The organism is Flavobacterium sp. 3HN19-14 (assembly GCF_051373205.1).
Classification (GTDB): domain Bacteria; phylum Bacteroidota; class Bacteroidia; order Flavobacteriales; family Flavobacteriaceae; genus Flavobacterium.
This window is the reverse complement of sequence record NZ_JBPPZT010000001.1, coordinates 2,464,967-2,491,135: the sequence shown is the minus strand read 5'-3', so window position 1 is coordinate 2,491,135 and position 26,169 is coordinate 2,464,967. Positions and strand designations below refer to the sequence as shown.

Annotated in this window: 34 protein-coding genes; 3 read left to right on the top strand and 31 right to left on the bottom strand. The window is 32.8% G+C overall.

Annotation, left to right across the window (positions count from 1 at the left end):
• From ACSLFW_RS13440 to ACSLFW_RS13335, 22 genes are all read right to left on the bottom strand, one after another.
• The gene (locus ACSLFW_RS13440; protein ID WP_436556171.1) at positions 1 to 507 is read right to left on the bottom strand and encodes a hypothetical protein; all 507 of its coding nucleotides are present in this window, start codon (positions 505 to 507) and stop codon (positions 1 to 3) included.
• Between the two features lie 175 nt (positions 508 to 682).
• Positions 683 to 970, bottom strand: coding sequence for a hypothetical protein (locus ACSLFW_RS13435; RefSeq protein WP_436556170.1), 288 nt, complete (start codon positions 968 to 970; stop codon positions 683 to 685).
• A gap of 208 nt (positions 971 to 1,178) precedes the next feature.
• Positions 1,179 to 1,820: a hypothetical protein gene (locus ACSLFW_RS13430; RefSeq protein WP_436556169.1), complete on the bottom strand. Its 642-nt coding sequence runs from the start codon at positions 1,818 to 1,820 to the stop codon at positions 1,179 to 1,181.
• A gap of 173 nt (positions 1,821 to 1,993) precedes the next feature.
• Complete coding sequence (locus ACSLFW_RS13425) at positions 1,994 to 2,233, bottom strand: hypothetical protein (protein WP_436556168.1); 240 nt, start codon at positions 2,231 to 2,233, stop codon at positions 1,994 to 1,996.
• A 255-nt stretch (positions 2,234 to 2,488) separates the two neighbouring features.
• Positions 2,489 to 2,845: a hypothetical protein gene (locus ACSLFW_RS13420; RefSeq protein ID WP_436556167.1), complete on the bottom strand. Its 357-nt coding sequence runs from the start codon at positions 2,843 to 2,845 to the stop codon at positions 2,489 to 2,491.
• A gap of 221 nt (positions 2,846 to 3,066) precedes the next feature.
• The gene (locus ACSLFW_RS13415; protein ID WP_436556166.1) at positions 3,067 to 3,450 is read right to left on the bottom strand and encodes a DUF4142 domain-containing protein; all 384 of its coding nucleotides are present in this window, start codon (positions 3,448 to 3,450) and stop codon (positions 3,067 to 3,069) included.
• A 396-nt stretch (positions 3,451 to 3,846) separates the two neighbouring features.
• On the bottom strand, positions 3,847 to 4,338 hold the full coding sequence (locus ACSLFW_RS13410) for a hypothetical protein (protein WP_436556165.1): 492 nt from the start codon (positions 4,336 to 4,338) through the stop codon (positions 3,847 to 3,849).
• 167 nt (positions 4,339 to 4,505) lie between these two features.
• The gene (locus ACSLFW_RS13405) at positions 4,506 to 4,976 is read right to left on the bottom strand and encodes a hypothetical protein (RefSeq protein ID WP_436556164.1); all 471 of its coding nucleotides are present in this window, start codon (positions 4,974 to 4,976) and stop codon (positions 4,506 to 4,508) included.
• A 170-nt stretch (positions 4,977 to 5,146) separates the two neighbouring features.
• Positions 5,147 to 5,638, bottom strand: a complete 492-nt coding sequence (locus tag ACSLFW_RS13400) for a hypothetical protein (protein WP_436556163.1) — start codon at positions 5,636 to 5,638, stop codon at positions 5,147 to 5,149.
• 593 nt (positions 5,639 to 6,231) lie between these two features.
• Positions 6,232 to 6,900 carry a hypothetical protein gene (locus ACSLFW_RS13395; RefSeq protein WP_436556162.1) on the bottom strand — a complete coding sequence of 223 codons (669 nt, stop codon included), beginning with the start codon at positions 6,898 to 6,900 and terminating at the stop codon, positions 6,232 to 6,234.
• A gap of 170 nt (positions 6,901 to 7,070) precedes the next feature.
• On the bottom strand, positions 7,071 to 7,901 hold the full coding sequence (locus ACSLFW_RS13390; protein ID WP_436556161.1) for a PGN_0703 family putative restriction endonuclease: 831 nt from the start codon (positions 7,899 to 7,901) through the stop codon (positions 7,071 to 7,073).
• Positions 7,902 to 8,077: 176 nt separating this feature from the next.
• A complete protein-coding gene (locus ACSLFW_RS13385; protein WP_436556160.1) occupies positions 8,078 to 8,593 on the bottom strand; it encodes a hypothetical protein in 516 nt (171 codons plus the stop codon).
• Between the two features lie 107 nt (positions 8,594 to 8,700).
• Positions 8,701 to 9,462: a hypothetical protein gene (locus ACSLFW_RS13380; RefSeq protein WP_436556159.1), complete on the bottom strand. Its 762-nt coding sequence runs from the start codon at positions 9,460 to 9,462 to the stop codon at positions 8,701 to 8,703.
• 154 nt (positions 9,463 to 9,616) lie between these two features.
• Positions 9,617 to 10,546: a DUF2806 domain-containing protein gene (locus ACSLFW_RS13375; protein ID WP_436556158.1), complete on the bottom strand. Its 930-nt coding sequence runs from the start codon at positions 10,544 to 10,546 to the stop codon at positions 9,617 to 9,619.
• A gap of 190 nt (positions 10,547 to 10,736) precedes the next feature.
• Positions 10,737 to 11,081, bottom strand: coding sequence for a hypothetical protein (locus ACSLFW_RS13370; protein WP_436556157.1), 345 nt, complete (start codon positions 11,079 to 11,081; stop codon positions 10,737 to 10,739).
• A gap of 572 nt (positions 11,082 to 11,653) precedes the next feature.
• Positions 11,654 to 12,076, bottom strand: coding sequence for a hypothetical protein (locus tag ACSLFW_RS13365; protein WP_436556156.1), 423 nt, complete (start codon positions 12,074 to 12,076; stop codon positions 11,654 to 11,656).
• 606 nt (positions 12,077 to 12,682) lie between these two features.
• On the bottom strand, positions 12,683 to 13,177 hold the full coding sequence (locus tag ACSLFW_RS13360; protein ID WP_436556155.1) for a hypothetical protein: 495 nt from the start codon (positions 13,175 to 13,177) through the stop codon (positions 12,683 to 12,685).
• Between the two features lie 126 nt (positions 13,178 to 13,303).
• Positions 13,304 to 13,795: an FRG domain-containing protein gene (locus ACSLFW_RS13355; RefSeq protein ID WP_436556154.1), complete on the bottom strand. Its 492-nt coding sequence runs from the start codon at positions 13,793 to 13,795 to the stop codon at positions 13,304 to 13,306.
• A complete protein-coding gene (locus tag ACSLFW_RS13350; protein WP_436556153.1) occupies positions 13,774 to 14,505 on the bottom strand; it encodes a hypothetical protein in 732 nt (243 codons plus the stop codon). Before ACSLFW_RS13350 ends, ACSLFW_RS13355 begins: the two co-directional genes overlap by 22 nt.
• Positions 14,506 to 14,677: 172 nt before the next feature.
• Positions 14,678 to 15,256 (bottom strand): DUF6985 domain-containing protein, encoded by a 579-nt coding sequence (locus ACSLFW_RS13345; RefSeq protein ID WP_436556152.1) that lies wholly within the window; start codon positions 15,254 to 15,256, stop codon positions 14,678 to 14,680.
• 180 nt (positions 15,257 to 15,436) lie between these two features.
• Entirely contained in the window at positions 15,437 to 15,736 is a 300-nt protein-coding gene (locus ACSLFW_RS13340; RefSeq protein ID WP_436556151.1) for a hypothetical protein, read from the bottom strand.
• 324 nt (positions 15,737 to 16,060) lie between these two features.
• Positions 16,061 to 16,435, bottom strand: a complete 375-nt coding sequence (locus ACSLFW_RS13335) for a hypothetical protein (protein WP_436556150.1) — start codon at positions 16,433 to 16,435, stop codon at positions 16,061 to 16,063.
• Between the two features lie 292 nt (positions 16,436 to 16,727).
• Here ACSLFW_RS13335 and ACSLFW_RS13330 point away from each other — a divergent pair, with 292 nt between their 5' ends.
• Entirely contained in the window at positions 16,728 to 17,072 is a 345-nt protein-coding gene (locus ACSLFW_RS13330; protein WP_436556149.1) for a hypothetical protein, read from the top strand.
• 334 nt (positions 17,073 to 17,406) lie between these two features.
• On the top strand, positions 17,407 to 17,751 hold the full coding sequence (locus ACSLFW_RS13325) for a hypothetical protein (RefSeq protein WP_436556149.1): 345 nt from the start codon (positions 17,407 to 17,409) through the stop codon (positions 17,749 to 17,751).
• Positions 17,752 to 18,055: 304 nt separating this feature from the next.
• Here ACSLFW_RS13325 and ACSLFW_RS13320 read toward each other — a convergent pair whose 3' ends face one another.
• The 6 genes from ACSLFW_RS13320 to ACSLFW_RS13295 form a co-directional block, all read right to left on the bottom strand.
• The gene (locus tag ACSLFW_RS13320; protein ID WP_436556148.1) at positions 18,056 to 18,652 is read right to left on the bottom strand and encodes a hypothetical protein; all 597 of its coding nucleotides are present in this window, start codon (positions 18,650 to 18,652) and stop codon (positions 18,056 to 18,058) included.
• Positions 18,653 to 18,824: 172 nt separating this feature from the next.
• Positions 18,825 to 19,202, bottom strand: a complete 378-nt coding sequence (locus ACSLFW_RS13315) for a DUF3997 domain-containing protein (RefSeq protein WP_436556147.1) — start codon at positions 19,200 to 19,202, stop codon at positions 18,825 to 18,827.
• Positions 19,203 to 19,991: 789 nt separating this feature from the next.
• Positions 19,992 to 20,606 (bottom strand): hypothetical protein, encoded by a 615-nt coding sequence (locus ACSLFW_RS13310; protein WP_436556146.1) that lies wholly within the window; start codon positions 20,604 to 20,606, stop codon positions 19,992 to 19,994.
• Between the two features lie 696 nt (positions 20,607 to 21,302).
• The gene (locus ACSLFW_RS13305) at positions 21,303 to 21,731 is read right to left on the bottom strand and encodes a GIY-YIG nuclease family protein (RefSeq protein ID WP_436556145.1); all 429 of its coding nucleotides are present in this window, start codon (positions 21,729 to 21,731) and stop codon (positions 21,303 to 21,305) included.
• A 183-nt stretch (positions 21,732 to 21,914) separates the two neighbouring features.
• Positions 21,915 to 22,349, bottom strand: a complete 435-nt coding sequence (locus tag ACSLFW_RS13300; RefSeq protein WP_436556144.1) for a hypothetical protein — start codon at positions 22,347 to 22,349, stop codon at positions 21,915 to 21,917.
• Between the two features lie 188 nt (positions 22,350 to 22,537).
• Positions 22,538 to 22,888: a hypothetical protein gene (locus ACSLFW_RS13295; RefSeq protein WP_436556143.1), complete on the bottom strand. Its 351-nt coding sequence runs from the start codon at positions 22,886 to 22,888 to the stop codon at positions 22,538 to 22,540.
• Positions 22,889 to 23,750: 862 nt separating this feature from the next.
• Between ACSLFW_RS13295 and ACSLFW_RS13290 the strand changes: the two genes are divergently transcribed.
• Positions 23,751 to 23,969, top strand: coding sequence for a hypothetical protein (locus ACSLFW_RS13290; RefSeq protein WP_436556142.1), 219 nt, complete (start codon positions 23,751 to 23,753; stop codon positions 23,967 to 23,969).
• 298 nt (positions 23,970 to 24,267) lie between these two features.
• On the opposite strand, the gene ACSLFW_RS13285 is transcribed toward ACSLFW_RS13290, so the two are convergent.
• The 3 genes from ACSLFW_RS13285 to ACSLFW_RS13275 all read right to left on the bottom strand — a co-directional run bounded on the left by ACSLFW_RS13285 (position 24,268) and on the right by ACSLFW_RS13275 (position 26,165).
• Positions 24,268 to 24,609 carry a hypothetical protein gene (locus ACSLFW_RS13285; RefSeq protein WP_436556141.1) on the bottom strand — a complete coding sequence of 114 codons (342 nt, stop codon included), beginning with the start codon at positions 24,607 to 24,609 and terminating at the stop codon, positions 24,268 to 24,270.
• On the bottom strand, positions 24,585 to 25,070 hold the full coding sequence (locus tag ACSLFW_RS13280; protein ID WP_436556140.1) for a hypothetical protein: 486 nt from the start codon (positions 25,068 to 25,070) through the stop codon (positions 24,585 to 24,587). The genes ACSLFW_RS13285 and ACSLFW_RS13280 overlap by 25 nt, the downstream gene beginning before the upstream one ends.
• Before the next feature lie 105 nt (positions 25,071 to 25,175).
• A complete protein-coding gene (locus ACSLFW_RS13275; RefSeq protein ID WP_436556139.1) occupies positions 25,176 to 26,165 on the bottom strand; it encodes a hypothetical protein in 990 nt (329 codons plus the stop codon).
• Positions 26,166 to 26,169: the final 4 nt, after the last annotated feature.

Genomic DNA, 26,169 nt, shown 5'->3' with positions numbered 1-26,169 from the left:
TCAAAGTTCTGCGCGATATTTGTGTTCTCGTTTTACGAAAATATATCCAGCGGCATCAACATAAAATCTTGTGATTTTTGACAAAGCGTAAAATTTAAATACTTCATCATCTAGTTGATTAAATTCTTCGACCTTCATCGGTTTAAATTTAAAATACTTTGCTTTAAAAGCTTCATCATTTTTGAATCTTATATTTTGTAGATCAATCATATCTACAATTTCTGCACGTTCCGCATTTTGTATATTTAATTCGAATTTTCCAAATTCGTCATAAAGTTTAAGAATTTGTTCATACTCTGGCGAAGTTTGCTTCTTTTCTTCTAAATTTTCTTCAGCTATTTTAGACAACAAACCGCTTATTTCTCTGTGATTAGCAAGTGTCAAATCTTTTGATTGCTCCAAAAGTAAATTTCTCGACAGACTGGGTTCCTTTTTCTGACAAGAAATAAAAATCAACAAAGTAAATATAAATAAAGAAAAGCGTTTTATGTTAGAAATGTCTTTCATTACGCGGTTTTTAATGAATGTCAGTTAACGCCCGGCAGCTTTATGAAGTTGCCGGAATTTCGGAGCCGAGTTCTTTCGGTGACCGGAAACGAAATTATGAAAATATTTTTTTCTAACGAGCACAAAAACAGGCAATTTCATAAAACTGCTCGTTAGCGGTTCGGCTTTGATTAATTTACCAATTAGATAAATTGTTATACAATTGTTCTAATTTTTGAGTTTCAATCTCATACTGAGTTGATGATTTAGGTAAATTGAATTTTTCTATATTTTTATCTTGAATTAGATTTGCCCAATATGCAACTTCTTCGGATAATTTAATTCCTCCTAATTCTTTTACTATTAAATTATGGATTTTTATTCCTAATCCATGTATTTCATCATTTGGGAGATTTACTGCTTTTTTGTTTTTACGCAACCATAGAATTATTTCATCTGCGCCAATTTTAATTTTTTTTGACATACTTTAAAATATTTTATTTTTATTGTAGAATTTCCCGATTACCGTGAACGCTCTTAAAGCTGACCGCTAACGCCAAGGGCTTTGCGAAGTTGCGGCAATTTAGAAGCCGAGTACTTTCGGCGACCGAAAACGAAGTTATGGAAAAAAGTAAAACAATTTTGCACAAAAAGGCCGCAATTTTGCCAAGCCCAGGTTAGGCGATGTATTGTTAGATTTCACTTCCCCAAATTAAAATTTTATCAATATTTTTGGTTCCAAAATTGTCTGATAATTTATTAAATTTAATTGAAAATTCATTTAAGTCAGCAAGTAATTTTAGAAATGCTGACTTAGTTTTTTGATAATCAAGTTCTATAATTTCTTTCGTTGGAGGAAAAAATGTTTCATCGTCATCTTTACAGTAAATCCTTATTTGGTTTCCTTTTTTCGTTATTAAAGGAGAAGGATGACATTCTAATAAATAAAAATCTTCAAAATCTTCATTCAGTATTTTTTTCCATTGTTGAATTTCTTCCAATAATCCGCAACATTGAGGATAAAGTTCAATTCTATCATTTATTGAAATGGCGTATCCACCAAATAGTGAACATGATTCACTTAAATCTGTATCGCCAATATGAAGTTTAATTGTTCGCTCTAAATCTTCAATTTCAATATCAAAAAGTCGATACTGATAAATTCCTGATGAAATTGGTTTTGGAATATTCTCATAATTTTTTGCTAATTCATTCTCGTGATATAAATCCCATTCTATTGGATTGTCTAAAGATGTTCCAGTCGGAACGATTTTACTTTCCGCATCTTTTTTTGTAGCGAGTTCTATTAACGGTATAAATTTTATTTCGTTCATATTATGTCGGTGCGTTCAGGTAATATATCGCCTAACGCCAAGGGCTTTGCGAAGTTGCGGCAATTTCGGAGCCGAGTTCTTTCGGTGACCGAAAACGAAGTTATGGAAAAATACTGTTCAATTTTGCAGATTGTGCCGCAATTTCGCCAAGCCCATGTTGGGTCGCTGTTTTACTAATCACGAAACATTTTAATCTCAAACATACTAAAGGTTCTGGTTTTTCCTTCTGCAGTTTCGACTGTAATTGATGCTGGTAAAAATGGCTCGTTTGATGCTAATGTACAATTAACAACTAGTCCATGAATCGTTTCTGTAACTGTATCAGAATTTTTCAAACCAATATCAATTGTTATTTGCTTGTTCATTATCTCTTCAATATTTTCTTTTTTGTAGTGTAATGGATGTTTATACATTTATAAATATTTTAATGATTACTTATTAAACTTGGAAAACGCATAAATTCGGAACTGTAATCTTAATAGCTTTTTTACGAATGCGTTCCGGCAAATAGCGCCCAACGGCCAGGGCTTTGCGCCGGTGCGGCAATTTTGGAGCCGAGTTCTTTCGGTGACCGGAAACGAAGTTAAGAAAAAAGTAGTTCAATTTTGCAACTAATTGCCGCTCTGGCGCCAAGCCCATGTTATGGGCTGTTGAGTTTTGCCTTCTTACTATATAGAATTGTTTAAAAACTTCATTGCTTTAACTTCCTCATCCGAATATATAAGTTTACTCCTAAGATTGTCAAGATCATTTTTCTGAGACAAAAAACTTTCATAATCTGGCGTTAAGTCTTCAGACAACCATTGTAATGCTTGCGCCGTCCAATCCAATTCTGGAAATAAAGAATGTGATACTATATCATTTTCTATCGCTTGTGTCGCTTCATCTTCAGCATCCCAAAGAATTAAGTCAAAATAAATTGTAGGATTTAAATCTTCTAATTGTACTCTCCTTTTCAAATGTCTTTCAATGAGTTGTAAAGCTTGAATTTGTCCTCTTAAATATCGTTGGTTAATTTCTTCCATATAAGTTGTTAGAATGTTCAATAGCCCATAACGACCAGGGCTTTGCGAAGTTGCGGCAATTTCGAAACCGAGTACTTTCGGTGACCGTGAACGAAATTATTGAAAATACTGGTTCAATTTTGCAGATTGTGCCGCAATTTTGCCAAGCCCACGTTAGTGGCAGGCTTTTAAATAAAAAAACAGGAAGTTACTCCTGTATTTTCAATTGTTGCAATAATTTATTACGCATTCAGTTCACCTAAAATACGTTGAGTAATTGCCACGTGCTCCTTAAAAGTAGCCAAAGCAAGTGTTGCTAAATGTCTCCCTTGACTTTCTGCTGCCGATATCTCTTCCATCGAATTGTTTAAATAATCCTGTGCCAGATTTCTTAAGAATTCATGATTTTCAAGCTGCGCTTTGATATAGGCTTTATCAAATTCATTTCCTGCAGGCGTGTTTTGAATTTTTTCTAACGTTGCCTTTGCTTTTTCATCCATTGGAGGAACTGGTGTACCTAAATCTTTAAGAACTGATGTTACCGCAATAGCTTCAGTCAATTCAAAGTTGGCAAATTCCTTTGCGTTTTTCTGTAATGCTTTTTCTTTTGCGATCTCGCTTGTCACTAATGATAATTCCGCAGGTTCCAGATTACACCCATTCTAAATTCCTCTTCGTTGCGTGCTTGTTGTTGATTGTCCATAATTTATTTTTTTTTTAATTATCAATAAAGGTATCGGACAACTAAATCCTTTTGTTATATCATTTACTCTAAGAATTGTACAATTACTCTTAATGACAGATCAGAGTTGTTTTCATACTACAATTAAGTCATTTTTAGATTTAAAATTGCGTTAGATTCTTGCGTCTGCGATAAGCTTGCCACTAACGGCCAGGGCTTTGCGCCGGTGCGGCAATTTCGGAGCCGAGTACTTTCGGTGACCGCGAACGAAGTTAAGAAAAATACTGTTACAATTTTGCAACTAATTGCCGCTCTGGCGCCAAGCCCATGTTAGCAGCAGTTACCTGATTTTTATTAAGTTATAAACTACCAAATCAGTTGCAAATATAATCTTTTCATTATGAAATTCAGTTTCGATTTCTGCTCGTTCATCTTTTTTTGCAATAATTTTATAAGATGAATTCAGTAATGTTTTTGAATCAAAAGATATGGTCTGTGACAGCTCATCAAAGTTCCAATTTCCAATGTAAGTATTAAATACAAATCCACATTGGAGCAAATGCAAATGGCTTGTAAATAGCGTGTCCTTCCTAAAATTTAATTCTGTTAATCTTTCTTTGCTAAAAAAGTAAGCAGCTTCTCGATTTTTAATGTGTATATTTTTAGTTTTTATATTTAGCACTTTAAATATTTGAATTGTATCGTGTTTAGCTACATATTCGCTATCAAGATTTATGAACCAATTATTTTCTAATAACTCAAACTTTTTTAAATTTTGCGAATTGCTTTTCAACAATGTCAGTAAGAAAACAATTGTCATTAATTTTTTCATTTTGGTTTTCAGTTTATGTTACTTCGGCGGTTCAATTGCTGCTAACGCCAAGGGCTTTGCGAAGTTGCGGCAATTTCGAAGCCGAGTACTTTCGGTGACCGGAAACGAAGTTATGAAAAATACTGGCTCAATTTTGCCGATTGTGCCGCAATTTTGCCAAGCCCACGTTACCTGCTGGCGCTATTGGGTAAATAGCCATTGTGAAATTTTTCAATCAAATTAAACGTCTTTTTAAACGCTGTTTTTGTTAAATCTAAAATGATGATTTCCTTTATTTCCGTTTCTGGATTTTGGCTTAAGTAAATACTCGACCATAATCCATTTTCGAAATCTTCGTCGCTAATAGTAATAATCAAATGTTTCGGTAAAAAGAAATCCTCAATATCAACTTCTCTAAATTGAATTTCATCATCCGCCATTGAATGAATTACATCATGCTGTTTTCCTACCGCACAAATATATCCGACATTTTTTTCAATAGATTTTCTGATAATTTCATCGAAATAATTTTTATTTTTTTCGTCAGCAATAATTGTCAAACACCAATTTTTATTTGGGAAATCTAAAATCCAGTTTTTTGAAGTATCTAATTCTTCAAACTTGATTGTTTTACCTAAAATTGTATTAATTGTTTTCATGATAACTTTTTATGCGCAATTTTGGTGCGCTTGCAGGTAACGCCCAGGGCTTTGCGAAGTTGCGGCAATTTCGTAGCCGAGTACTTTCGGTGACCGGAAACGAAGTTGGAAAATATTGGTTAAATTTTGCAGATTGTGCCGCAATTTCGCCAAGCCCAGGTTAGCAGCAGTTACCTGATTTTTATTAAGTTATAAACTACCAAATCAGTTGCAAATATAATCTTTTCATTATGATATTCAGTTTCGATTTCTGCTCGTTCATCTTTTTTTGCAATAATTTTATAAGATGAATTCAGTAATGTTTTTGAATCAAAAGATATGGTCTGTGACGGCTCATCAAAGTTCCAATTTCCAATGTAAGTATTAAATACAAATCCACATTGGAGCAAATGCAAATGGCTTGTAAATAGCGTGTCCTTCCTAAAATTTAATTCTGTTAATCTTTCTTTGCTAAAAAAGTAAGCAGCTTCTCGATTTTTAATGTGTATATTTTTAGTTTTTATATTTAGCACTTTAAATATTTGAATTGTATCGTGTTTAGCTACATATTCGCTATCAAGATTTATGAACCAATTATTTTCTAACAATTCAAACTTTTTTAAATTTTGCGAATTGCTTTTCAACAATGTCAGTAAGAAAACAATTGTCATTAATTTTTTCATTTTGGTTTTCAGTTTATGTTACTTCGGCGGTTCAATTGCTGCTAACGCCCGGCAGCTTTGCGAAGTTGCGGAAACTTCAAAGCTGAGTTCTTTCGGTGACCGGAAACGAAGTTATGGAAATTAGACGAACAATTCAGCAGATTAGGCCGCAATTTTGCCAAGCTGCTCGTTAAATGCCGTTGCAAGACAAAACAATTCTTAATTTTTCAAAACAAACATTCAATAGTTAGATTTCTAAAAATCAATTTTATTTAAAAGCTATTCAAATCGATTTTTATAAAATTACTATAATCCAGTTCCTACTCTTTTTCATTTTTTTAATTCGAATATGTGAGAAAAAATCAGCGCAAACTATGAAATTATTTTTCTTCAATTTTTCGACACAGAAATACAACGCAAACTGAACTTTTAGGTCTTTATAGATGCGAACGTCATCAACAATTGCATTTAACGCCAAGGGCTTTGCGAAGTTGCGGCAACTTCAAAGCTGAGTTCTTTCGGTGACCGTGAACGAAGTTATGAAAAATACTGTTACAATTTTGCAACTGACTGCCGCAATTTTGCCAAGCCCATGTTAGCTGATGTGTTAATTATCAAATAAATGTTCCTATTTCTAATTTTTCTTTTTCGATACATGCATTGTCCGCAAACCACTCAATCAATACTTTTTTCAGCTCTGATTTGTTAACGGTATTTTGTTTCTTTCTGACTTTTAAATAATTTTCATTTGTAATCTTTTCAACTAATTGCTTTACATTTTTTATTCTAATTTCTTTTGCAAATCGGTTACTTAAGTAAATTGAAAAAATTGAAAATAAGCATCCCAAAATTCCAATTTTTAAATCTATAAAAAGTGTAACGAATGAGATTATAGAAATTGGAAATAATATATAAAATATAAATACTGGAGGATTTAAAATGTTTAATTTAAAACCAATGTTATTTTCAATTTTTCTAACAACCTTAATTCTATTTTCTCTTGGAAATAAGTCATTGAGTTTAGTTTCTGGTTTGAAATTTTCTTTTTTAAATACGTTTTCTTCAACAACAGATTTCCTTAACTTGTAAAACGCTTGTTGAGTTGTGCAACTTTCTATATTTTCAAAATCAATTTTAGAAATTATTAATTCTGAGAATTCGTCAAAACTTTTTACATTTTTGAGCTCTTCATTTGTAAATTGAAACTGATACATTTTTTCAATTTCAGGAATACAATCTTCAAGATTTTCGATTTCGTATTTATCAAACTTAAGTGTTCTCATCGTCTCGTTTTTTTAAACATATCAGCTAACGCCCGGCAGCTTCACGCCGGTGCGGCGGTTTCGGAGCTGAGTTCTTTCGGTGACCGTGAACGAAGTTATGAAAAATACTCGAACAATTTGCAACTAATTGCCGCTCTGGCGTTAAGCTGCTCGTTAGTGGCTGGTGTTGTTTAGAAATTATATTTTTCTTTAAAATCTTTGACTTGTTTTTTCAGTTTTAAGCTTTTTATGTTTTTTTCTGTAAAACTTATCAATTCTTCCCAAGTCAGGTTGATCAAATTTTCTTTTATATCCTTATTAAGAATTTTGTCTTTAGCTGATTCAGCTTGATTCTTAATTTTTTTATTTTTATTTGGATATAAAAAAACGACGTATGAATTCTCAGATATGCAGATCAGATTTCTTAATATCTGATAATTTTTTAAAAAGATATTTGGTTGATGGTATTCTTCATTAATAACTCTCAAATTATTTTTATAGACATCATTAAATTTGTTTAAGTGAATATCATCTTCTTTAGCTTTACCAAATTCCTGTTCTGTATATTTTATTTCAAAGAATATTCTCTTTCCACTTATTGTTTCAATGTAAAAATCGAAACTTGTCGGTCTGTAATTTTTATCGCTTTTTTCAATATCTGAATTTTTTTCAAAACAAGTTTTGCTGTAATTTATTTCATCGTTCTCAAATCCAAATAAATTCAAAATTATATCTAGTTCTTTTTCTTCGAATAGAGGAAAAAAGAAATTTAAACACATTGCTTGTGACGAATTTAAATGGTGGAAATAAATATGCTTTTTTAATGCATTTTTATTATTGTTAAGATACTCATTTAAGGCTATTCTATAAGTTGGTAATAAGTTCAGAATTTGTTCTTCTTTTGGAAGAATATGAGGATATTTTTTTACACTATTTCGCCACTTACCGTCTTCTAATACCTTTTCGAACAATTTCTTTTTGTTGTCTTCAAAGTGCTTTTTAATTTCATCTTGATAAGTCATAATTTGTTGTTTTATACGATTCGCAAGACACTTGCCACTAACGGCCAGGGCTTTGCGCCGGTGCGGCAATTTCGGAGCCGAGTTCTTTCGGTGACCGAGAACGAAGTTAAGAAAAAAGAAGTTCAATTTTGCAACTAATTGCCGCTCTGGCGCCAAGCCCATGTTAGCCGTTGCTCCTATTTTCTATTTTCTATTTTATTCAAATAATTTTTCCATAATTCTTTATCAACGAGGTAAGAATACTGGTAACTTTTCTCGAAGATTCGCACCTTACTTTTAAACTCTATCGTGTCAACCAAATAATAATCAAAGTTATTTTTAAAATAATAAAATGAAACTGTGTAATTCTCTTCTGGACAACAACAATAATCGGTAAGTTTAGCATTTTTAAACAAATCTTTAAACCCTTGTAATTCTTCCTGAGTTTTCGCCTCAAATAATTTCGTAGAAGAAGAATCTTGTTTTGAATTTTCCAATTCTATTATAATTTTAGTACTGCTATTCAAAGCATCAGAATGATCATATTCATGGCCAGTATTAGTTACAATATCACTCACCTTATTGCAACTTACAAGTATGAGAATTGCGCAAAAAAATAAAAAATTATATAATTTCATGTTGTAAGATTTTTTTATTCTCAATCTTGGCGATGAGTAACGGCTAACGCCAAGGGCTTTGCGAAGTTGCGGCAATTTCGGAGCCGAGTTCTTTCGGTGACCGGAAACGAAGTTATGAAAAATACTCGCTCAATTTTGCAGATTGTGCCGCAATTTTGCCAAGCCCACGTTAGCAGATGTACTTACAGTTCTATATCTAGTCCATCAAATTTACTCTTTTCTGTCGTTATCCATCTTTTATTCTTAAAAATAAATTTGACATCGAATATTTTAGTTTCGTTTACTTTGAAATCTAAACTATCGTTAAGTTCGCCTTTTTCTAATTTATAATGCATAATTAGTTCATCCTTTTTTAATTCTATTTTTGAAGTTAAATCTTGAGCTGTTATAAACGACGACCAATAGTTTTCAGGAATAAATTTTAGACTTTTTTGAGAAGTAATTTCTTTGAAAAGATAAAGATAACTTGCACAATATCCAGATCCTGTTCCGCAGGTTCTTAATCCGAAATATTCTCCATACATATTAAAACCTTCATAATAATTTTTCCAACAGCACGGGTAATTACTGTGGAAAAATCTTTCTTTTTTCAATATTTTCCCGTTAGGTTTTATCTCTACTAGTAAATGAGTTTCAAAAGAATACTTTTTAGAAAGATCAATCGTGCAAAGAAAATAACTATTGGTTAATTTGTTTTTGTAAAACTTTCCGATTGTGTCACCCTCTTTTGCCTGATTCCAATTAGAATTTAATGTGTCAATTAAGTTGGTAGCTAATAAAAATTCAATGCCTTTTTGCTTAATAATATATCCGGAATCTTTGGCTTGAATTGTTTGAAGAAATTCTTCTTTTCTTTGATCAAAAGTTGAAATATCGCCTTTTTTAGTCTTGCAACTAGCAAAACTAAAAATTGTAAGATAAATGAATATGCGCAAAGTTTTCATAGTATATCTGCTAACGCCCGGCAGCTTCACGCCGGTGCGGCAGTTTCGGAGCTGAGTACTTTCGGTGACCGTGAACGAAGTTATGAAAAAGATTTGAACTTTTTTGCAACTAATTGCCGCTCTGGCGTTAAGATGCTCGTTGTAGGCAGTAACATCAACTTTCATCATAAACAAAATAACTACTATCTTCACTTACCTTATATCCAATTTTTATATCTATGTCAGGTCTGCCACTTTTAGCAGTCACACAAAATTCATTTAAATAATCTTCATTAATTTGTTTTTCTATTAATTTTAATAATTCATTTCCAAGTTTCGTAAAAGGTGTGGCAGTTAATGCGAAACTCTCTCCATTTATATTTCTCTCAATCATGATCCCTTTATTTTTACCATATTGGCACATTAAACTTGATCCTTTATCTAAACCTCTAATATGATAATCTGCATCATTTGGATTGATAATTCCTAATTCTATTAAATACAACATGTCTGAATAGAAAAAGTTCCACTTTTCAGAAAATGATTTATGACAAGGTTTGTAATAAATAAAATTCGTGGTGCTAATTGATATGGCAAATTCCGCAACTTTAGTTAATAGCTTAGCATCTTCTTGAGAAAGATTTTTTAAGAATTCAAGTGTCCTTAGAGAAAAAGATTTTGGCTTTTTAATTTCTCCCAAAAGTATTCGGCTCCATAAATCTTGTAATTGGTCATCTGAAATATCTTGAACAGTATCAAAAAAGCGCGTTATCCAGTCGTCATCTAATGCTTCGCTTGAAATATTTTTTTCATGCTGCAAATGTTGTGCGGTTTTAAAAGTAACATTTTCTATATTAATTTGGCGCTTAATTTCTTGATGTAATAAGCGATTTTGAATTTTTTCTTGTGTTTCAATATCAATTAGGTTTGAACTTGCCTTTGATTTTGCAAGAGCTTTTTCAATTACTTTAATTTTATATGCTTCTGCATTAGCCACCTTTCTAATTTCAGTTGGCTTGTATAATTTTCCAATCCCTATGCTGACGACTTCAATTAATTTTTCGAGTGGTTTGCCATCAATTTTAATGATATTTATTTCTGCCATAAGTTAATTTTAGTATATGCGTCCTAAGTTATTGCCTACAACGCCAAGGGCTTTGCGAAGTTGCGGCAATTTCGAAGCCGAGTTCTTTCGGTGACCGGAAACGAAGTTATGGAAAAAAGTAGAACAATTTTGCAGATTGTGCCGCAATTTTGCCAAGCCCAGGTTGGGTGAAGTATTGCTTGATTCTTCTCTAAATTGAGTCTATAAAAATAATCAAAAACATTATAATAAAAACTATTCCGGCAACAATAAAATATAATTTATTTACTTTTCGACCGTCACGATAATCGTTCATTAAAATTGTTTCTGTGCTTGCGATAATTTCATTTTCTGAAATAATTTTATCAATTTTTAATCTGTCATCATCTGATAGAAAATATCTTTCTGTCGAAACTGCATTAATTTGGTCATCTGCATCTTTATAAAATGGAATTTCATTTTTGCGTAATTCACTTTCAAAAATTATTTGATCTTTTAATAAAACATAAAGTTTGAAATGGTTTGAATATTTTATTTCGAAGTTCTTGTTTACCATGATGTTCTTGAATATTTCACCCAACGCCCAGCAGCTTCACGCCGGTGCGGCGTTTCCGGAGCTGAGTTCTTTCGGTGACCGTGAACGAAGTTATGAAAAAGATTTGAACTGGCGACCACAAAAAGGCCGCTCTGGCGTTAAGCTGCTCGTTAAGCGCCGTTGACAATAAAAAAACTTCATCACTTTTATTTTTAAAATAGCTAAGTCTTCGATATCGATTTTACAAAGAATCTAATTAAATTGATTTTTTTAATTTTTACAAAACCCGACCCTACCCTTTTTATTTTTCTTAATTCCGTTGCACGAGAAAAAAATCACCGCAAAACGATGAAATTATTTTTCTGTTTTTTTACACAAAGAGTGAATTATCTAAACGCAAATTAATTTTAAGTTCTTTAAAGACGTGAGTTTCACAATGGCGCTTAACGCCCGGCAGCTTCACGCCGGTGCGGCGGTTTCGAAGCTGAGTTCTTTCGGTGACCGTGAACGAAGTTATGAAAAAAGGTTGAACTATTTTGCACAGAATGCCGCAATTGCGTTAAGCTGCTTGTTGTGCGTTCGCCCACGCAGTATTATAATGACGAATTTACAGAAATTGCATGTTCAATAAATTTTTCACTGTGAATTTCCAAGACTACTTGGTTTGAATAATATTTTGATTCGTCAATGAAAAATACATCTTTAAGATTTGTTTTCATTTGAAGCCATATACAATATTTTGCAACGTGCTTGACATATGAAGTTAATGATGATTTTGGTTTTAATACAATAATTACAATTCCTTCTTTTTCATTTTGCAAAAAATATGCTGCTTTGAAAATATCTGCTATTATTGTTTTTCGATTTGGATCAGTTTCGTGCTCAATAAATATATAATTGTTTTTAGATTTTAGAGAAAAATCAGGACTATAATTTTTCTCAATTTCTGCGCCACGAGAAAATACTTCGTATTCTAAACAAGTATGGTCAATAATTTTGAACTCGGAATCTCTCATTTAATTTACGGTTTCTTTTGGGTGACGCACAACGAACAGGGCTTTGCGAAGTTGCGGCAACTTCATAGCCGAGAACTTTCGGTGACCGGAAACGAAGTTATGAAAAATACTCGCTCAATTTTGCAGATTGTGCCGCAATTTCGCCAAGCCCAGGTTAAGCGCCGTTGCTCTTTCAAAAAAATATTTTCTGAATCAATTCTTGAAAAACTTCAATTGAATTTTTTGAGATTCTGATTTGAGATTTTTCTAATTTTTTGATGAATTTATTATCTTTTTTTTAAATATTCTTTTAAAGAAAAATCTATTTCTTCCCTATTTTTATCTTTTTAATGATGCGACTGTACGAGAAAAAAAATCTGCGCAAACAGAGAAAATGATTTTAATAATTCAACGCAAAGAAAATGATCTTCTAAACACAAAGTGAATTTTAAGTTCTTCAGAGACGCGAATTTCACAATGGCGCTTAACGCCAAGGGCTTTGCGAAGTTGCGGCAACTTCAAAGCTGAGTTCTTTCGGTGACCGCAAACGAAGTTATGAAAAATACTAGTTCAATTTTGTAGATTGTGCCGCAATTTTGCCAAGCCCACGTTGTATTGCAGGTTTAATTATTTACAGCCGTTCGATTCTTGTATAGTTTTTCCTTTACTATTATTATCTGTAACAAAATAAACGAGTGACTTTGCGTTTTCATCGTTAACTTTTAAATCCGAATTTTTGACCCAAACTTCGAAAGCTATATTTTTCTTTTCTAACATTTTTTTCAAATCAATTCCAACTACAGAATAATTTTTTGTTAGTGATTTTAAATTAATATTTTGTTGAAGTTGTTTTCCAGTTGAAGCAATTGTTATACTATTTGAATCAATTGTTTCTATGTAGCCTTCTTTCTGAATGTATTCAGTCATTTTTACTGATTCAATAAAAAATCCATCAGACAAAACTGTAAATATTTTTTCATCGTTATCAAATTCAATTTTGTGCCTGTCTGGACAAATCCAACAACTTTGGAATAAAATCAAGCCAAGTATCAAAACTATTTTTCTCATAAATTCTTTGCGTTCTGTTCGGTAAAACTTGCATACAACGCCCAGCAGCTTCACGCCGGTGCGGCGGTTTCGGAGCTGAGTTCTTTCGGTGACCGGAAACGAAGTTATGAAAAAGATTTGAACTTGCGAGCACAAAAAGGCCGCTCTGGCGTTAAGCTGCTCGTTATGCGCTGCCTTTGTTTAGAAGTCATAATCGACAAAATCTGCCCAAACATTGTTTTTTTGTTTTACATCAACCGCCGCTTCATAAAATTTATCTTCTGCTTTAGATGGAAATAGGTATTCCTTACTATACAAATCGCTTATATCAAACTCAGGATGTAACTTAAATATATGCCATACAAATTGAGCTGCCTCATTAAAACGATCGGGAAGGAAAAATGGTAAAGCGCAACTTTGACGTATTGGTCGAAGTGGGAAAATATATTCAAATGCTGGTATGGATTCAATTAAATCTCTAGTTTTCGTAATTTGTGGAGCTCGGAAATAAAAGCAATAGATTACACCTTTGTGTTCTCCATTCGGAATTGGAAAATAATCTGCTTTTCCGTTTGCTTTTTCCTCAAACCTATTCGTAGCAAAAAAAGCAGCTACTTTTGGATCAAATGTAATGTCAAGTCCATAAGTCTGAAATCCGTAATGCTGTGATATTATTGCGATGTCAGGGTACATTGTACCTTGCACTTTAATTTGACTCCATCTTTTATAGTATTCTTGATTTTCTGGCTCAGGAAAATCTTGCAATTCTGAAATTGAATGTGGCCATATTTTTTAAAATTTCTTTCAGAAATTATGTGAGGGCTTTCCATCCCGTAATAAATTAAATCGTCCGCCAATAATGTACCAAAAATCTCATTAGGTCTTTCGTCCATTATCCTAGCTTGAAAGTCGCCCTTATATTTTCGATAAATATTTGGGATGATTAATCTTTCCCGACCATCTTTATTAGCAAGGGTAGGGTTTGGTATCGGTCTTTTCGTGAAATATTCATCTCGCTGACCTCTAAAACTTAGACTTCCATATTCTAAGCAATGATTACTATGAGGATCTGTTTTTAAAATGTCGAGCAATTCGTTAACAGATTTAATAGTTGAAACTTTTTTCTCAAAAGGTTTAACTATTTCTTTACCTTGAATTATATCTATGAAATTATTAAAATTGAATTGACCTTCAAAAGCCCACATTGGGGCATAAAAACTGTCTAGAACATTACCATCAACATTGTTCATGTAATATCCCGACTTTACAGCATCTTTTGCTTTTTGATCTGAAATGCCCGCCTCAATAAGTTTTTTATATAAATTTTTTTGCCTATCAAAGTAATGTTCAGAAAATGGTTGATTAAAATCCGGATAATGTCTTGGAGGTAATTTTACTTTCATGAATTTACGCGATTTTTGTTATGGTTGCGCATAACGCCCGGCAGCTTTATGAAGTTGCCGGAATTTCGGAGCCGAGTTCTTTCGGTGACCGTGAACGAAATTATGAAAAAGAAATGAACTATCGAGCACAAAAACAGGCAATTGCATAAAACTGCTCGTTAAGCGTTCGTTTTTAATAATATGAAGTTTCTGCAATTCCAACTTCTTTAATTTCCCAGTTTTCAATTTTAACTCCTAATCCATTTTCAATATCCCAATCACAATCGAACTCCAAACCAATTGTTCCAAATTTACAATTTTTATCATCTTGTATATGAATTGTTGCAATTTCATAACTTTTGAACAACATCTCTGGAGTTGTTGGAGTTGGTAAAATTTCTTCTAATTGTTCTTTCGTAATTTCCATGTTCGCCAAATCAATTCCTTTTCTATAATCATTATAAACTGATTTGTAATATTCGAATATGGCAAGTTTTATTTTTTCGCTTAATTCTTTTTCTCGCTTGACAAATTCTAATAAATTTTCTTTTTGCTTTTCGCTTATTTCGCCTTTCGATTTCCAAAAGATGACATCAATATCTTTTTTAGATAAATAATCAGATTTAATTTTAGATCTTATTTCTGTGTCTTGTTTTTGTAATCCTTCTGTACTCAACGTTTTTTCATTACTTTTCAAGTTTCCGCAAGAAAAAATCACAATAGATGTTCCAATTATTAAATTTAAAACAAACAAGCGAACATTTTTTTTCATTTAAGTTGTTTGGTTATTTTATAAGTTCTTTAAAATGACGCTTAACGGCCAGGGCTTTGCGCCGGTGCGGCAATTTCGGAGCCGAGTTCTTTCGGTGACCGAGAACGAAGTTAAGAAAAAAGAAGTTCAATTTTGCAACTAATTGCCGCTCTGGCGCCAAGCCCATGTTAGCCGTTGCTCCTATTTTCTATTTTCTATTTTATTCAAATAATTTTTCCATAATTCTTTATCAACGAGGTAAGAATACTGGTAACTTTTCTCGAAGATTCGCACCTTACTTTTAAACTCTATCGTGTCAACCAAATAATAATCAAAGTTATTTTTAAAATAATAAAATGAAACTGTGTAATTCTCTTCTGGACAACAACAATAATGGGTAAGTTTAGCATTTTTAAACAAATCTTTAAACCCTTGTAATTCTTCCTGAGTTTTCGCCTCAAATAATTTCGTAGAAGAAGAATCTTGTTTTGAATTTTCCAATTCTATTATAATTTTAGTACTGCTATTCAAAGCATCAGAATGATCATATTCATGGCCATATTAGTTACAATATCACTCACCTTATTGCAACTTACAAGTATGAGAATTGCGCAAAAAAATAAAAAATTATATAATTTCATGTTGTAAGATTTTTTTATTCTCAATCTTGGCGATGAGTAACGGCTAACGCCAAGGGCTTTGCGAAGTTGCGGCAACTTCATAGCTGAGTTCTTTCGGTGACCGTAAACGAAGTTATGGAAAAAAGTAGAACAATTTTGCAGATTTTGCCGCAATTTCGCCAAGCCCATGTTCGGCCAAGCATCTTTATTTATTTACAGTTTTTATTGACCTTAAATTAATTTTATTTTGATTCAAAAGTTTTGTTACACTGTGATTATTTTCTAAGTCTAATAACGATTCTCCTACTTTTAAGTCATACAATGAATCATTTTTAATTTTGCATTGTATATAAACATAATGCACGCCGACACCGCCTTGCTTATAAATCAATCTCCAATTTTCATTTTTTCGCGTTAGCAATCTTAATTGTCGCATTGGTAAACTTGTATCTTCGATAACATCTGTTTCTTCAAACTCTTCGTTTACATCTGCAAGTTTTCTATTTCCGTATAATGTGTTCAAAACAATTTGCAATTGGTAAGGAATAGAATCTTTTGTATTAAGTTCAGTCCAATTCATATCAATCTTTTCTCGATTCTCATTTAAGTCTCGATTGTGACAACTGCTAATTGATAAAACAAAAAAAGCGAAAATTATTAGCCTCATTGGTTGCAGGATTTTTCTTTATGTTTCGCCCAACGCCCGGCAGCTTCACGCCGGTGCGGCGGTTTCGGAGCCGAGTTCTTTCGGTGACCGTGAACGAAGTTATGAAAAAGATTTGAACTGGCTAGCACAAATGCCGCTCTGGCGTTAAGCTGCTCGTTTGCTGCTGCCGTAAATTTTCGCAATCAGGTCAAATTCTATATTTGTTTTGGAAATTGTCTTGTTCGATCCTGCGGAAGCCTTGTTCGATTCGGCGGAAGTCTTGTTCGATTTGGCGGAAGCTTTGTTCGATTTGGCGGATGCTTTGTTCAATTCGGCGGATGCCTTGTTCGATTCGGCGGAAGCTTTGTTCGATTTGGCGGATGCTTTGTTCGATTCGGCGGATGCCTTGTTCGATTTTACCAGAGCTTTGTTCGATTCTGCCAGAGCTTTGTTTGATTTTGCCAGAGCCTTGTTCGATTCTTCCAAAGCTTTGTTCGATTCTGCCAGAGCCTTGTTCGATTCTGCCAGAGCGTTGTTCGATTCTGCCAGGGCTTTGTTTATTTTTCTATAAAATCTTATATGATTTAAACGGTCTCGTTGATTTGATTGGTGTGAATTTTATAAGCTGTATTACAAGAAAATATTCGTTTGGAGCAAGATTAAATTTTGCAAAAATTCCGCCTAAAAATTCGAAAGATTGGCTGTTCGCAAACTGAGCCGAGGTTGCAGCAAACGCCCGGCAGCTTCACGCCGGTGCGGCGGTTTCGGAGCCGAGTTCTTTCGGTGACCGTGAACGAAGTTATGAAAAAGATTTGAACTGGCTAGCACAAATGCCGCTCTGGCGTTAAGCTGCTCGTTTGCTGCTGCCGTAAATTTTCGCAATCAGGTCAAATTCTATATTTGTTTTGGAAATTGTCTTGTTCGATCCTGCGGAAGCCTTGTTCGATTCGGCGGAAGTCTTGTTCGATTTGGCGGAAGCTTTGTTCGATTTGGCGGATGCTTTGTTCAATTCGGCGGATGCCTTGTTCGATTCGGCGGAAGCTTTGTTCGATTTGGCGGATGCTTTGTTCGATTCGGCGGATGCCTTGTTCGATTTTACCAGAGCTTTGTTCGATTCTGCCAGAGCTTTGTTTGATTTTGCCAGAGCCTTGTTCGATTCTTCCAAAGCTTTGTTCGATTCTGCCAGAGCCTTGTTCGATTCTGCCAGAGCGTTGTTCGATTCTGCCAGGGCTTTGTTTATTTTTCTATAAAATCTTATATGATTTAAACGGTCTCGTTGATTTGATTGGTGTGAATTTTATAAGCTGTATTACAAGAAAATATTCGTTTGGAGCAAGATTAAATTTTGCAAAAATTCCGCCTAAAAATTCGAAAGATTGGCTGTTCGCAAACTGAGCCGAGGTTGCAGCAAACGCCCGGCAGCTTCACGCCGGTGCGGCTATTTCGAAGCTGAGTTCTTTCGGTGACCGTGAACGAAGTTATGAAAAATATGCGAACATTTTGCAACTGATCGCCGCTCTGGCGTTAAGCTGCTCGTTGTGCGATCGTGCGAAATTAATATTCTCCTGTCAATTTAAATTCTGTAATCTTCATCGAATCAACATCCAATTCTATTCCATTTGCGGTTGGAGAATCTTTAGCATAAGTCCATTTTTCAATAATCCATTTTCTCTTTTGCTCATTAAACTCGATTGAACTTGTTTTACCGGTTAAATTTCTATCAATTGCTATTTTGTAAAATTCACAAAATGGAAGTTTATATTTCGAATCATAATTTACAATACTGTCGAGTTTTCCAGAATCTGAAAAATATTTCCATTTTCCGATTTTTGTATTTTTTACTGATGTCATAAACCCAAATTCTTTAATCTTACCGTTTTCATGATATTCTTTCCAAAATCCAATGCTTTTACTCTTGTTGGTAATCGATTCAATTATTGGCGTCATATCATCTTTCCATCGTCTAATAATTGAATAATTAATTGAATCTACAGTTTGACGTATTCCAAATTCATTTTTGTAGTCAATTTTTTCATATTTCCCAATTAACTCTTTGTCCGTTTTCAAAAACATATCATTGATACATTCATTTTCCACTTCAGAATTTGAATTGATAATAATCATTGAGGTTAGTAAGAGTAAATATTTCATGTTAAGTTAGGTTTTCTACGCATGTCGCACAACGCCAAGGGCTTTGCGAAGTTGCGGCAATTTCGGAGCCGAATACTTTCGGTGACTGGAAACGAAGTTATGGAAAATAGACGAACAATTTTGCACAAGAAGGCCGCAATTTTGCCAAGCCCATGTTAGCGGTAGTTTCAGGTTATTTCCTTGATTTCAAAATCAAATTTATGCTTAATTTTTTAATCTTTTTTACAAATGATAAAGAATCTAAACCGTAAATTGAATCTTTTTTATTTTGCTTGTCAATTATCCAATATGATTCAATCGTTTTATTGTCAAGAACATTTAAACTTTTGGCAATAATATATTTTTCGTCAAAATTATATTTAATAACTTCTTGCGGAACAACTGTACTTCCATAATTCTTCTTTTCATTTCCAACGAGAATTTGAGATTCATTTCCATCTCCGAGAAAAAAATATCCGTTTCCTAAATTTTCTGTATTGCTCGTGTGGTTATAGACGCAAGAAATACAAAACATAAAAAGTAACCCTGAAGACAATATTAATTTACGCATAATTCGAAAAATTCTTGTTTAACGGATTGTTTCCGGCGGCGAAATTACCGCTAACGCCCGGCAGCTTCACGCCGGTGCGGCAGTTTCGGAGCCGAGTTCTTTCGGTGACCGTGAACGAAGTTATGAAAAATATGCGAACAATTTGCAACTGATTGCCGCTCTGGCGTTAAGCTGCTCGTTAGAGGCTGGTGATCGGCTTTTGAGAGATTATTTCTTTAATTAAATAATATATCGAAGTGATAAAGGTACCACTTAACAATGTTGCGAAAAATATAAATCCATTAATTAAATTTCCTGAATAAATCTGCGACATATTTTCAAAAGCAATTCCAATACTGATTATTAAAAAAATTAATGAAATAATTTTAAATATCTTTTTAGTTCTTTTATTTAAAATTGAAATTTTTGGAAAAATATATAATGACGAAATACTTATTACGGCGTAAGTTATTATCAAATAATGTTTCAATTGAAAATTAAATTTGTGCCCACTTGCGCCCCAAAGTAGTAATACAAATAATATTGCAAAAACAAGAATGGTGCTGTAAATTGAAAACCATATTTTATATTTTCTTGTCATATTTTTTCGATACGATTTTTCTGCGCAATTTTGGTTCACTAGCCTCTAACGGCCAGGGCTTTGCGAAGTTGCGGCAATTTCGAAGCCGAGTACTTTCGGTGACCGAAAACGAAGTTAAGGAAAATACTGGTTCAATTTTGCAGATTGTGCCGCCATTTTGCCAAGCCCATGTTAGCAGCAGTTATTGATATCATTAACTTTATTTTCGCTTATTTTTTTTCTTGATTTTCCGAAACAATAATTCCAGTTAATTTGGTAAAATCTTTTTGTATTTGTTCCAGTCGATAGGATATTTGCCTTACATGTGTATCTCCAGGAGTATGCATACCACCACCTAAATATTCTTCAATAATTAGTTCATGAAATTTGCATACTTTTTTTCCATTTTGGAGTTTATACTTTACATTAAGTTTAATTGAATCTGACGATTTCTCTTCAAAATCCTCACTAAGACTTGATATAAAGTATTTAAACTTTTGTTTTGGATAAAAATTTCGAATACCATTTTTAATTATTCCTTTATTCTCTAACATTTTAGTATCATAATCATTATAAAAGCTATAGTCTTTAATTAAATCAAATTCAACGTCCGTTGCTGTACCTGCTCCGGAATTCTCAAAAATAATAAATAACAAACTCGGTGATGCTTCAGCGAATTCTAAATAAATGTTTATATCGGGTGTTGTATAAAATTCCCGCATCAGTTTAGATTCTCTAATCATTAAAATAGTGAGAATTATTGTTCCGATAGCAGCAAGAGCAACAACAGAATTAATTATATCGGATGTAGTCATTGAATAAAAGAAGCATTTTATATCATCCATATTTAAAGATTTTGTTGCATTAAGTTCTTGAATTTACGGGTAGTTGTTTATAATTGCTGCTAACGGCCAGGGCTTCACGCAGTAGCGGCTTTTGGAACGAGTTCTTTCCCCTACCGCAAACAAAGTTATGGAAAAACTAGTTCATTTTAAAACAAAAACAGCTATTGCGTTAAGCCCTTCGTTATGTGGATGTTGAATTTGATCTCAATCCTGATAAAATTCAAAATCTTCAAGTTGAGTCAGGAAATCTCGTAATAAATAAATTTTAATTATTTTATATATCTGCTACCGTTAGATATCTGAAGTTGTTAAAATTTGTAGTACGAATATATGCTGATTTATTGCAAGTTAGAGAAAAAAATTATTTGACTTTGTCATTTTTTTCTTCTAACTTAGCCAAGCCTTTTTTAGCGTCTTCGCTTTGAAAATCTATTTTCAGCAAATTCTTTTTGCAAAAGGCTTAGGCAAAAAATTGTCAATTTTCTTCCGCTTCAAATCAGCATACATCAGCAAAAAGTACTATTTATCCGAGAAGTTCCGGCTCAATTTCACATAACGCCAAGGGCTTTGCGAAGTTGCGGCAATTTCGGAGCCGAGTATTTTCGGTGACCGAAAACGAAGTTATGGAAAATACTAGAACAATTTTGCAGATTGTGCCGCAATTTTGCCAAGCCCATGTTAGCCGTTAGTTTTATATTAATGATCACACATTGAAATTACTTTTGGAATAACTCCTCTATTACCTGTGCTTAAAATTTTATATTCATTACTGTATGAATAGCTTGAAATTTTACATTTGTTATGAATTGGTTTTAATTCGTAAATGAGACAACTTTCAGCGTCTTCAATTAAATCTTTTGATATATTTTGTGGTTTTACAAATTCACCAAAACGTATATATTTTGTACCTCTATATTTATTCAGCCATTTCTTTTTATGTTGTTTTATTCGTTTAATAAAATTTTGATGATATGCTAAACCAATATAAAGTAGAGTTTCATTATTTCCGAATTTTCTACTTATATAATAAATTCCCCAACTTTCGATACATATTTCAGAAAGTAATGCTGAATCCGTTTCTCTTGGATAACTCCATTTGATTTCTGCGTTCTTTAATCTTGGCATTTATAAGTACTTATTTTTACGATTTTTTCTACAAAATTACGGCTAACGCCCGGCAGCTTTATGAAGTTGCCGGAATTTCGGAGCCGAGTACTTTCGGTGACCGGAAACGAAATTATGAAAAAATATTTTTCTAACGAGCACAAAAACAGGCAATTTCATAAAACTGCTCGTTAGGCAATCGTTTTATTTGATTTTACTAAACATTTTTTCTAATATCTCTTTTTGAACAAATGGTAAATATTCCTCATAAAGAGTTGCAGCGCGAATGTTCGTTAATTTTCCAATATTTTGTGGTATTGAAATTTTAAATTCCGTTTGATAAATCCATTTAACGGGAAGTTCGAAATTATTTTTACGCAATGATAAATTTTCTTCTTTTTCAAATAATACATTTAGTAAAGAATCTTTAACTACTCCAATTCCTTTGATTCTTAAATCAAATGAACCTGGACGATTTGCTTTTAAATATATAATATCTCCTATTTTCATAGAACTAACAAGACTGTATAAATCTTCAGCATCTTTTATATTCCATCCAATTACAAAATTTTCATCCTTAAAAAAGTCATCCTTCATTTCATCATCTTCCCATTTTGATCCAGCTCCGAATATTGCCATAATATTTATTTTTTGTTATTAAAATCTTAATGTTGTTAAAAATGTTGCCTAACGGCCAGGGCTTTGCGCCGGTGCGGCAGTTTCGGAGCCGAGTTCTTTCGGTGACCGAAGACGAAGTTATGAAAAATACTGTTACAATTTTGCAACTAATTGCCGCTCTGGCGCCAAGCCCATGTTGTGCGTTCGTTTTATTTATTTTTAAATATTTTCTTGAGAATTTTATCTTTAGTTTTTAAAATTACAACTCCACAATCAGCATGACTTCCATAAAGCGATAATGCTTTTTCGCCTTCTAGTAAATCAATCGAAATTATATTTTCATTTGAAAAAAAATTCAATTTTTTCGAAATATTTGGGTAACGATTTAAATCTAATAAATAAGCGCCATGGTCAATATCTAAAACAAATAATATCACACATTTAGTTTTTTTATCAATCCCATCATTGATGTTTTCACCATCATTTACATTAATGTGAATAGTTTCTAAAAGATCATCTTTCGAAATTATCGAATCGCTTTTTATCTTATTTATTATCAATGTTAGTTGTTCTCTTTATCCGTTAAACCTTTTAAATTCTTAATCCAATTTTGATTTTCTTTTTTTGAAATCAGTGAATTTATCTTTGAGTCTTGGGCAAATGATGAAAATGAAAATAATAACATAATAAAATACAGTAGATTTTTCATTTTGGAGTTTTTGAATTTACGGATTTATGTTCAAAATGACGCACAACGGCCAGGGCTTCACGCAGTAGCGGCTTTTGGAACGAGTTCTTTCCCCTACCGCAAACAAAGTTATGGAAAAAACTAGTTCATTTTAAAACAAAAACAGCTATTGCGTTAAGCCCTTCGTTATGTGGATGTTGAATTTGATCTCAATCCTGATAAAATTCAAAATCTTCAAGTTGAGTCAGGAAATCTCGTAATAAATAAATTTTAATTATTTTATATATCTGCTACCGTTAGATATCTGAAGTTGTTAAAATTTGTAGTACGAATATATGCTGATTTATTGCAAGTTAGAGAAAAAAATTATTTGACTTTGTCATTTTTTTCTTCTAACTTAGCCAAGCCTTTTTTAGCGTCTTCGCTTTGAAAATCTATTTTCAGCAAATTCTTTTTGCAAAAGGCTTAGGCAAAAAATTGTCAATTTTCTTCCGCTTCAAATCAGCATACATCAGCAAAAAGTACTATTTATCCGAGAAGTTCCGGCTCAATTTCACATAACGCCCGGCAGCTTCACGCCGGTGCGGCAGTTTCAAAGCTGAGTTCTTTCGGTGACCGTAAACGAAGTTATGAAAAAGATTTGAACTGACGAGCACAAAAAGGCCGCTCTGGCGTTAAGCTGCTCGTTTGCTGCTGCCGTAAATTTTCGCTATCAGGTCAATTCTATATTTGTTTTGGAAATTGTCTTGTTCGATCCTGCGGGAGTCTTGTTCGATTTGGCGGATGCCTTGTTCGATTCGGCGGAAGCTTTGTTCGATTTGGCGGAAGCCTTGTTCGATTCGGCGGAAGTCTTGTTCAATTTGGCGGAAGTCTTGTTCGATTTGGCGGATGCCTTGTTCGATTTTACCAGAGCTTTGTTCGATTCTGCCGAAGCTTTGTTTATTTTTCTATAAAATCTTATATGATTTAAACGGCCTCGTTGATTTGTTTGATGTGAATTTTATAAGCTGTATTACAAGAAAATATTCGTTTAGAGCAAAATTAAATATTCGCTAAAGGTTCTGTTTAAAATTCGAAAGATTGGCTATTCGTAAACTGAGCCAAGGTTGCAGCAAACGCCAAGGGCTTTGCGAAGTTGCGGCAATTTCGGAGCCGAGTTCTTTCGGTGACCGGAAACGAAGTTATGAAAAATACTCGCTCAATTTTGCAGATTGTGCCGCAATTTTGCCAAGCCCACGTTAGCAGATGTACTTACAGTTCTATATCTAGTCCATCAAATTTACTCTTTTCTGTCGTTATCCATCTTTTATTCTTAAAAATAAATTTGACATCGAATATTTTAGTTTCGTTTACTTTGAAATCTAAACTATCGTTAAGTTCGCCTTTTTCTAATTTATAATGCATAATTAGTTCATCCTTTTTTAATTCTATTTTTGAAGTTAAATCTTGAGCTGTTATAAACGACGACCAATAGTTTTCAGGAATAAATTTTAGACTTTTTTGAGAAGTAATTTCTTTGAAAAGATAAAGATAACTTGCACAATATCCAGATCCTGTTCCGCAGGTTCTTAATCCGAAATATTCTCCATACATATTAAAACCTTCATAATAATTTTTCCAACAGCACGGGTAATTACTGTGGAAAAATCTTTCTTTTTCAATATTTTCCCGTTAGGTTTTATCTCTACTAGTAAATGAGTTTCAAAAGAATACTTTTTAGAAAGATCAATCGTGCAAAGAAAATAACTATTGGTTAATTTGTTTTTGTAAAACTTTCCGATTGTGTCACCCTCTTTTGCCTGATTCCAATTAGAATTTAATGTGTCAATTAAGTTGGTAGCTAATAAAAATTCAATGCCTTTTTGCTTAATAATATATCCGGAATCTTTGGCTTGAATTGTTTGAAGAAATTCTTCTTTTCTTTGATCAAAAGTTGAAATATCGCCTTTTTTAGTCTTGCAACTAGCAAAACTAAAAATTGTAAGATAAATGAATATGCGCAAAGTTTTCATAGTATATCTGCTAACGGCCAGGGCTTTGCGAAGTTGCGGCAATTTCGGAGCCGAGTACTTTCGGTGACTGGAAACGAAGTTATGGAAAAAACTAGAACAATTTTGCAGATTGTGCCGCAATTTTGCCAAGCCCATGTTGTGCGATCGTTATATTTCTACATCCCATTTCCAATTCTTTATCCCTATCTCATTCAATTTTTTTGTTGTAATTTCATCTGTCCAGTGAAAAATATTTGTATATTCAATAGTATTAGTAGTCATTAAAATTTTTACTGCTTGTTCTATTATATTTTTACGCTCATTTACTTTTGAGTTTTCGGCGAATGAAATTTGTAAAAGCTTTAAATTAGGTATTTTTTTAATATTTTCAATTTTACTAAGTCTTAAGTTATTGTTTATATGAATTCTTTTAAGCTTAGTTAATCTAGATAAGTTTGGAATTTCTTCCATTTTCGCCATTCCTTCAAATTCGATTTTCTCAAGGTTTTCCATTGAATTCAAAAAATCAAAATTTGGTATTTGCCTAACACGACTGAATTCTATATTTTTTATTTTTTTGAGGTTACTTAAAGAATCTAAATTTTTATAGCTCCCAAAAAGCAGATTAAGTTCTTCCAGGTCTTTTAGATCAATTAAGAAATCAAGGTTTTCCAATTTAATTCCTCTAAAAGTTATTTTTTTTAGGTTTGTTAATGCATGTATACTATCCAAACCTTTTTTCATACCATCAACGTATAAAGATTCTAAATCTTTAAAATTTTTAATAAATGAAACGTTGACTGCAATTGATTTTGTTTCTTCAATTCCAAAGTGTTTTAGTTTAGTATTAATTTGTAGTTGCGTGAAATCATGCGTATTGAACGATGCAATTGTAAACTTTCTAATGTTAGGAATTAATTTATAAAATGATAAACTTTGAATATCGTACCATAAAACTCTTAATCCAATGCTTGGATATTTTTCAAAAAAGTCATTTAGTATTTCCCAAGTTTTATCTTTGGGATCCTTGAATTGATAAAATTGAATTGAATGGATATTCTTTTCGGCAATAATTTCAGAAATATCTTTTCTATCTAAATCTTTATATATATTAATATTTCCACTAAAATTTCCCCATTTCTTATCCATAGATGTCATGATT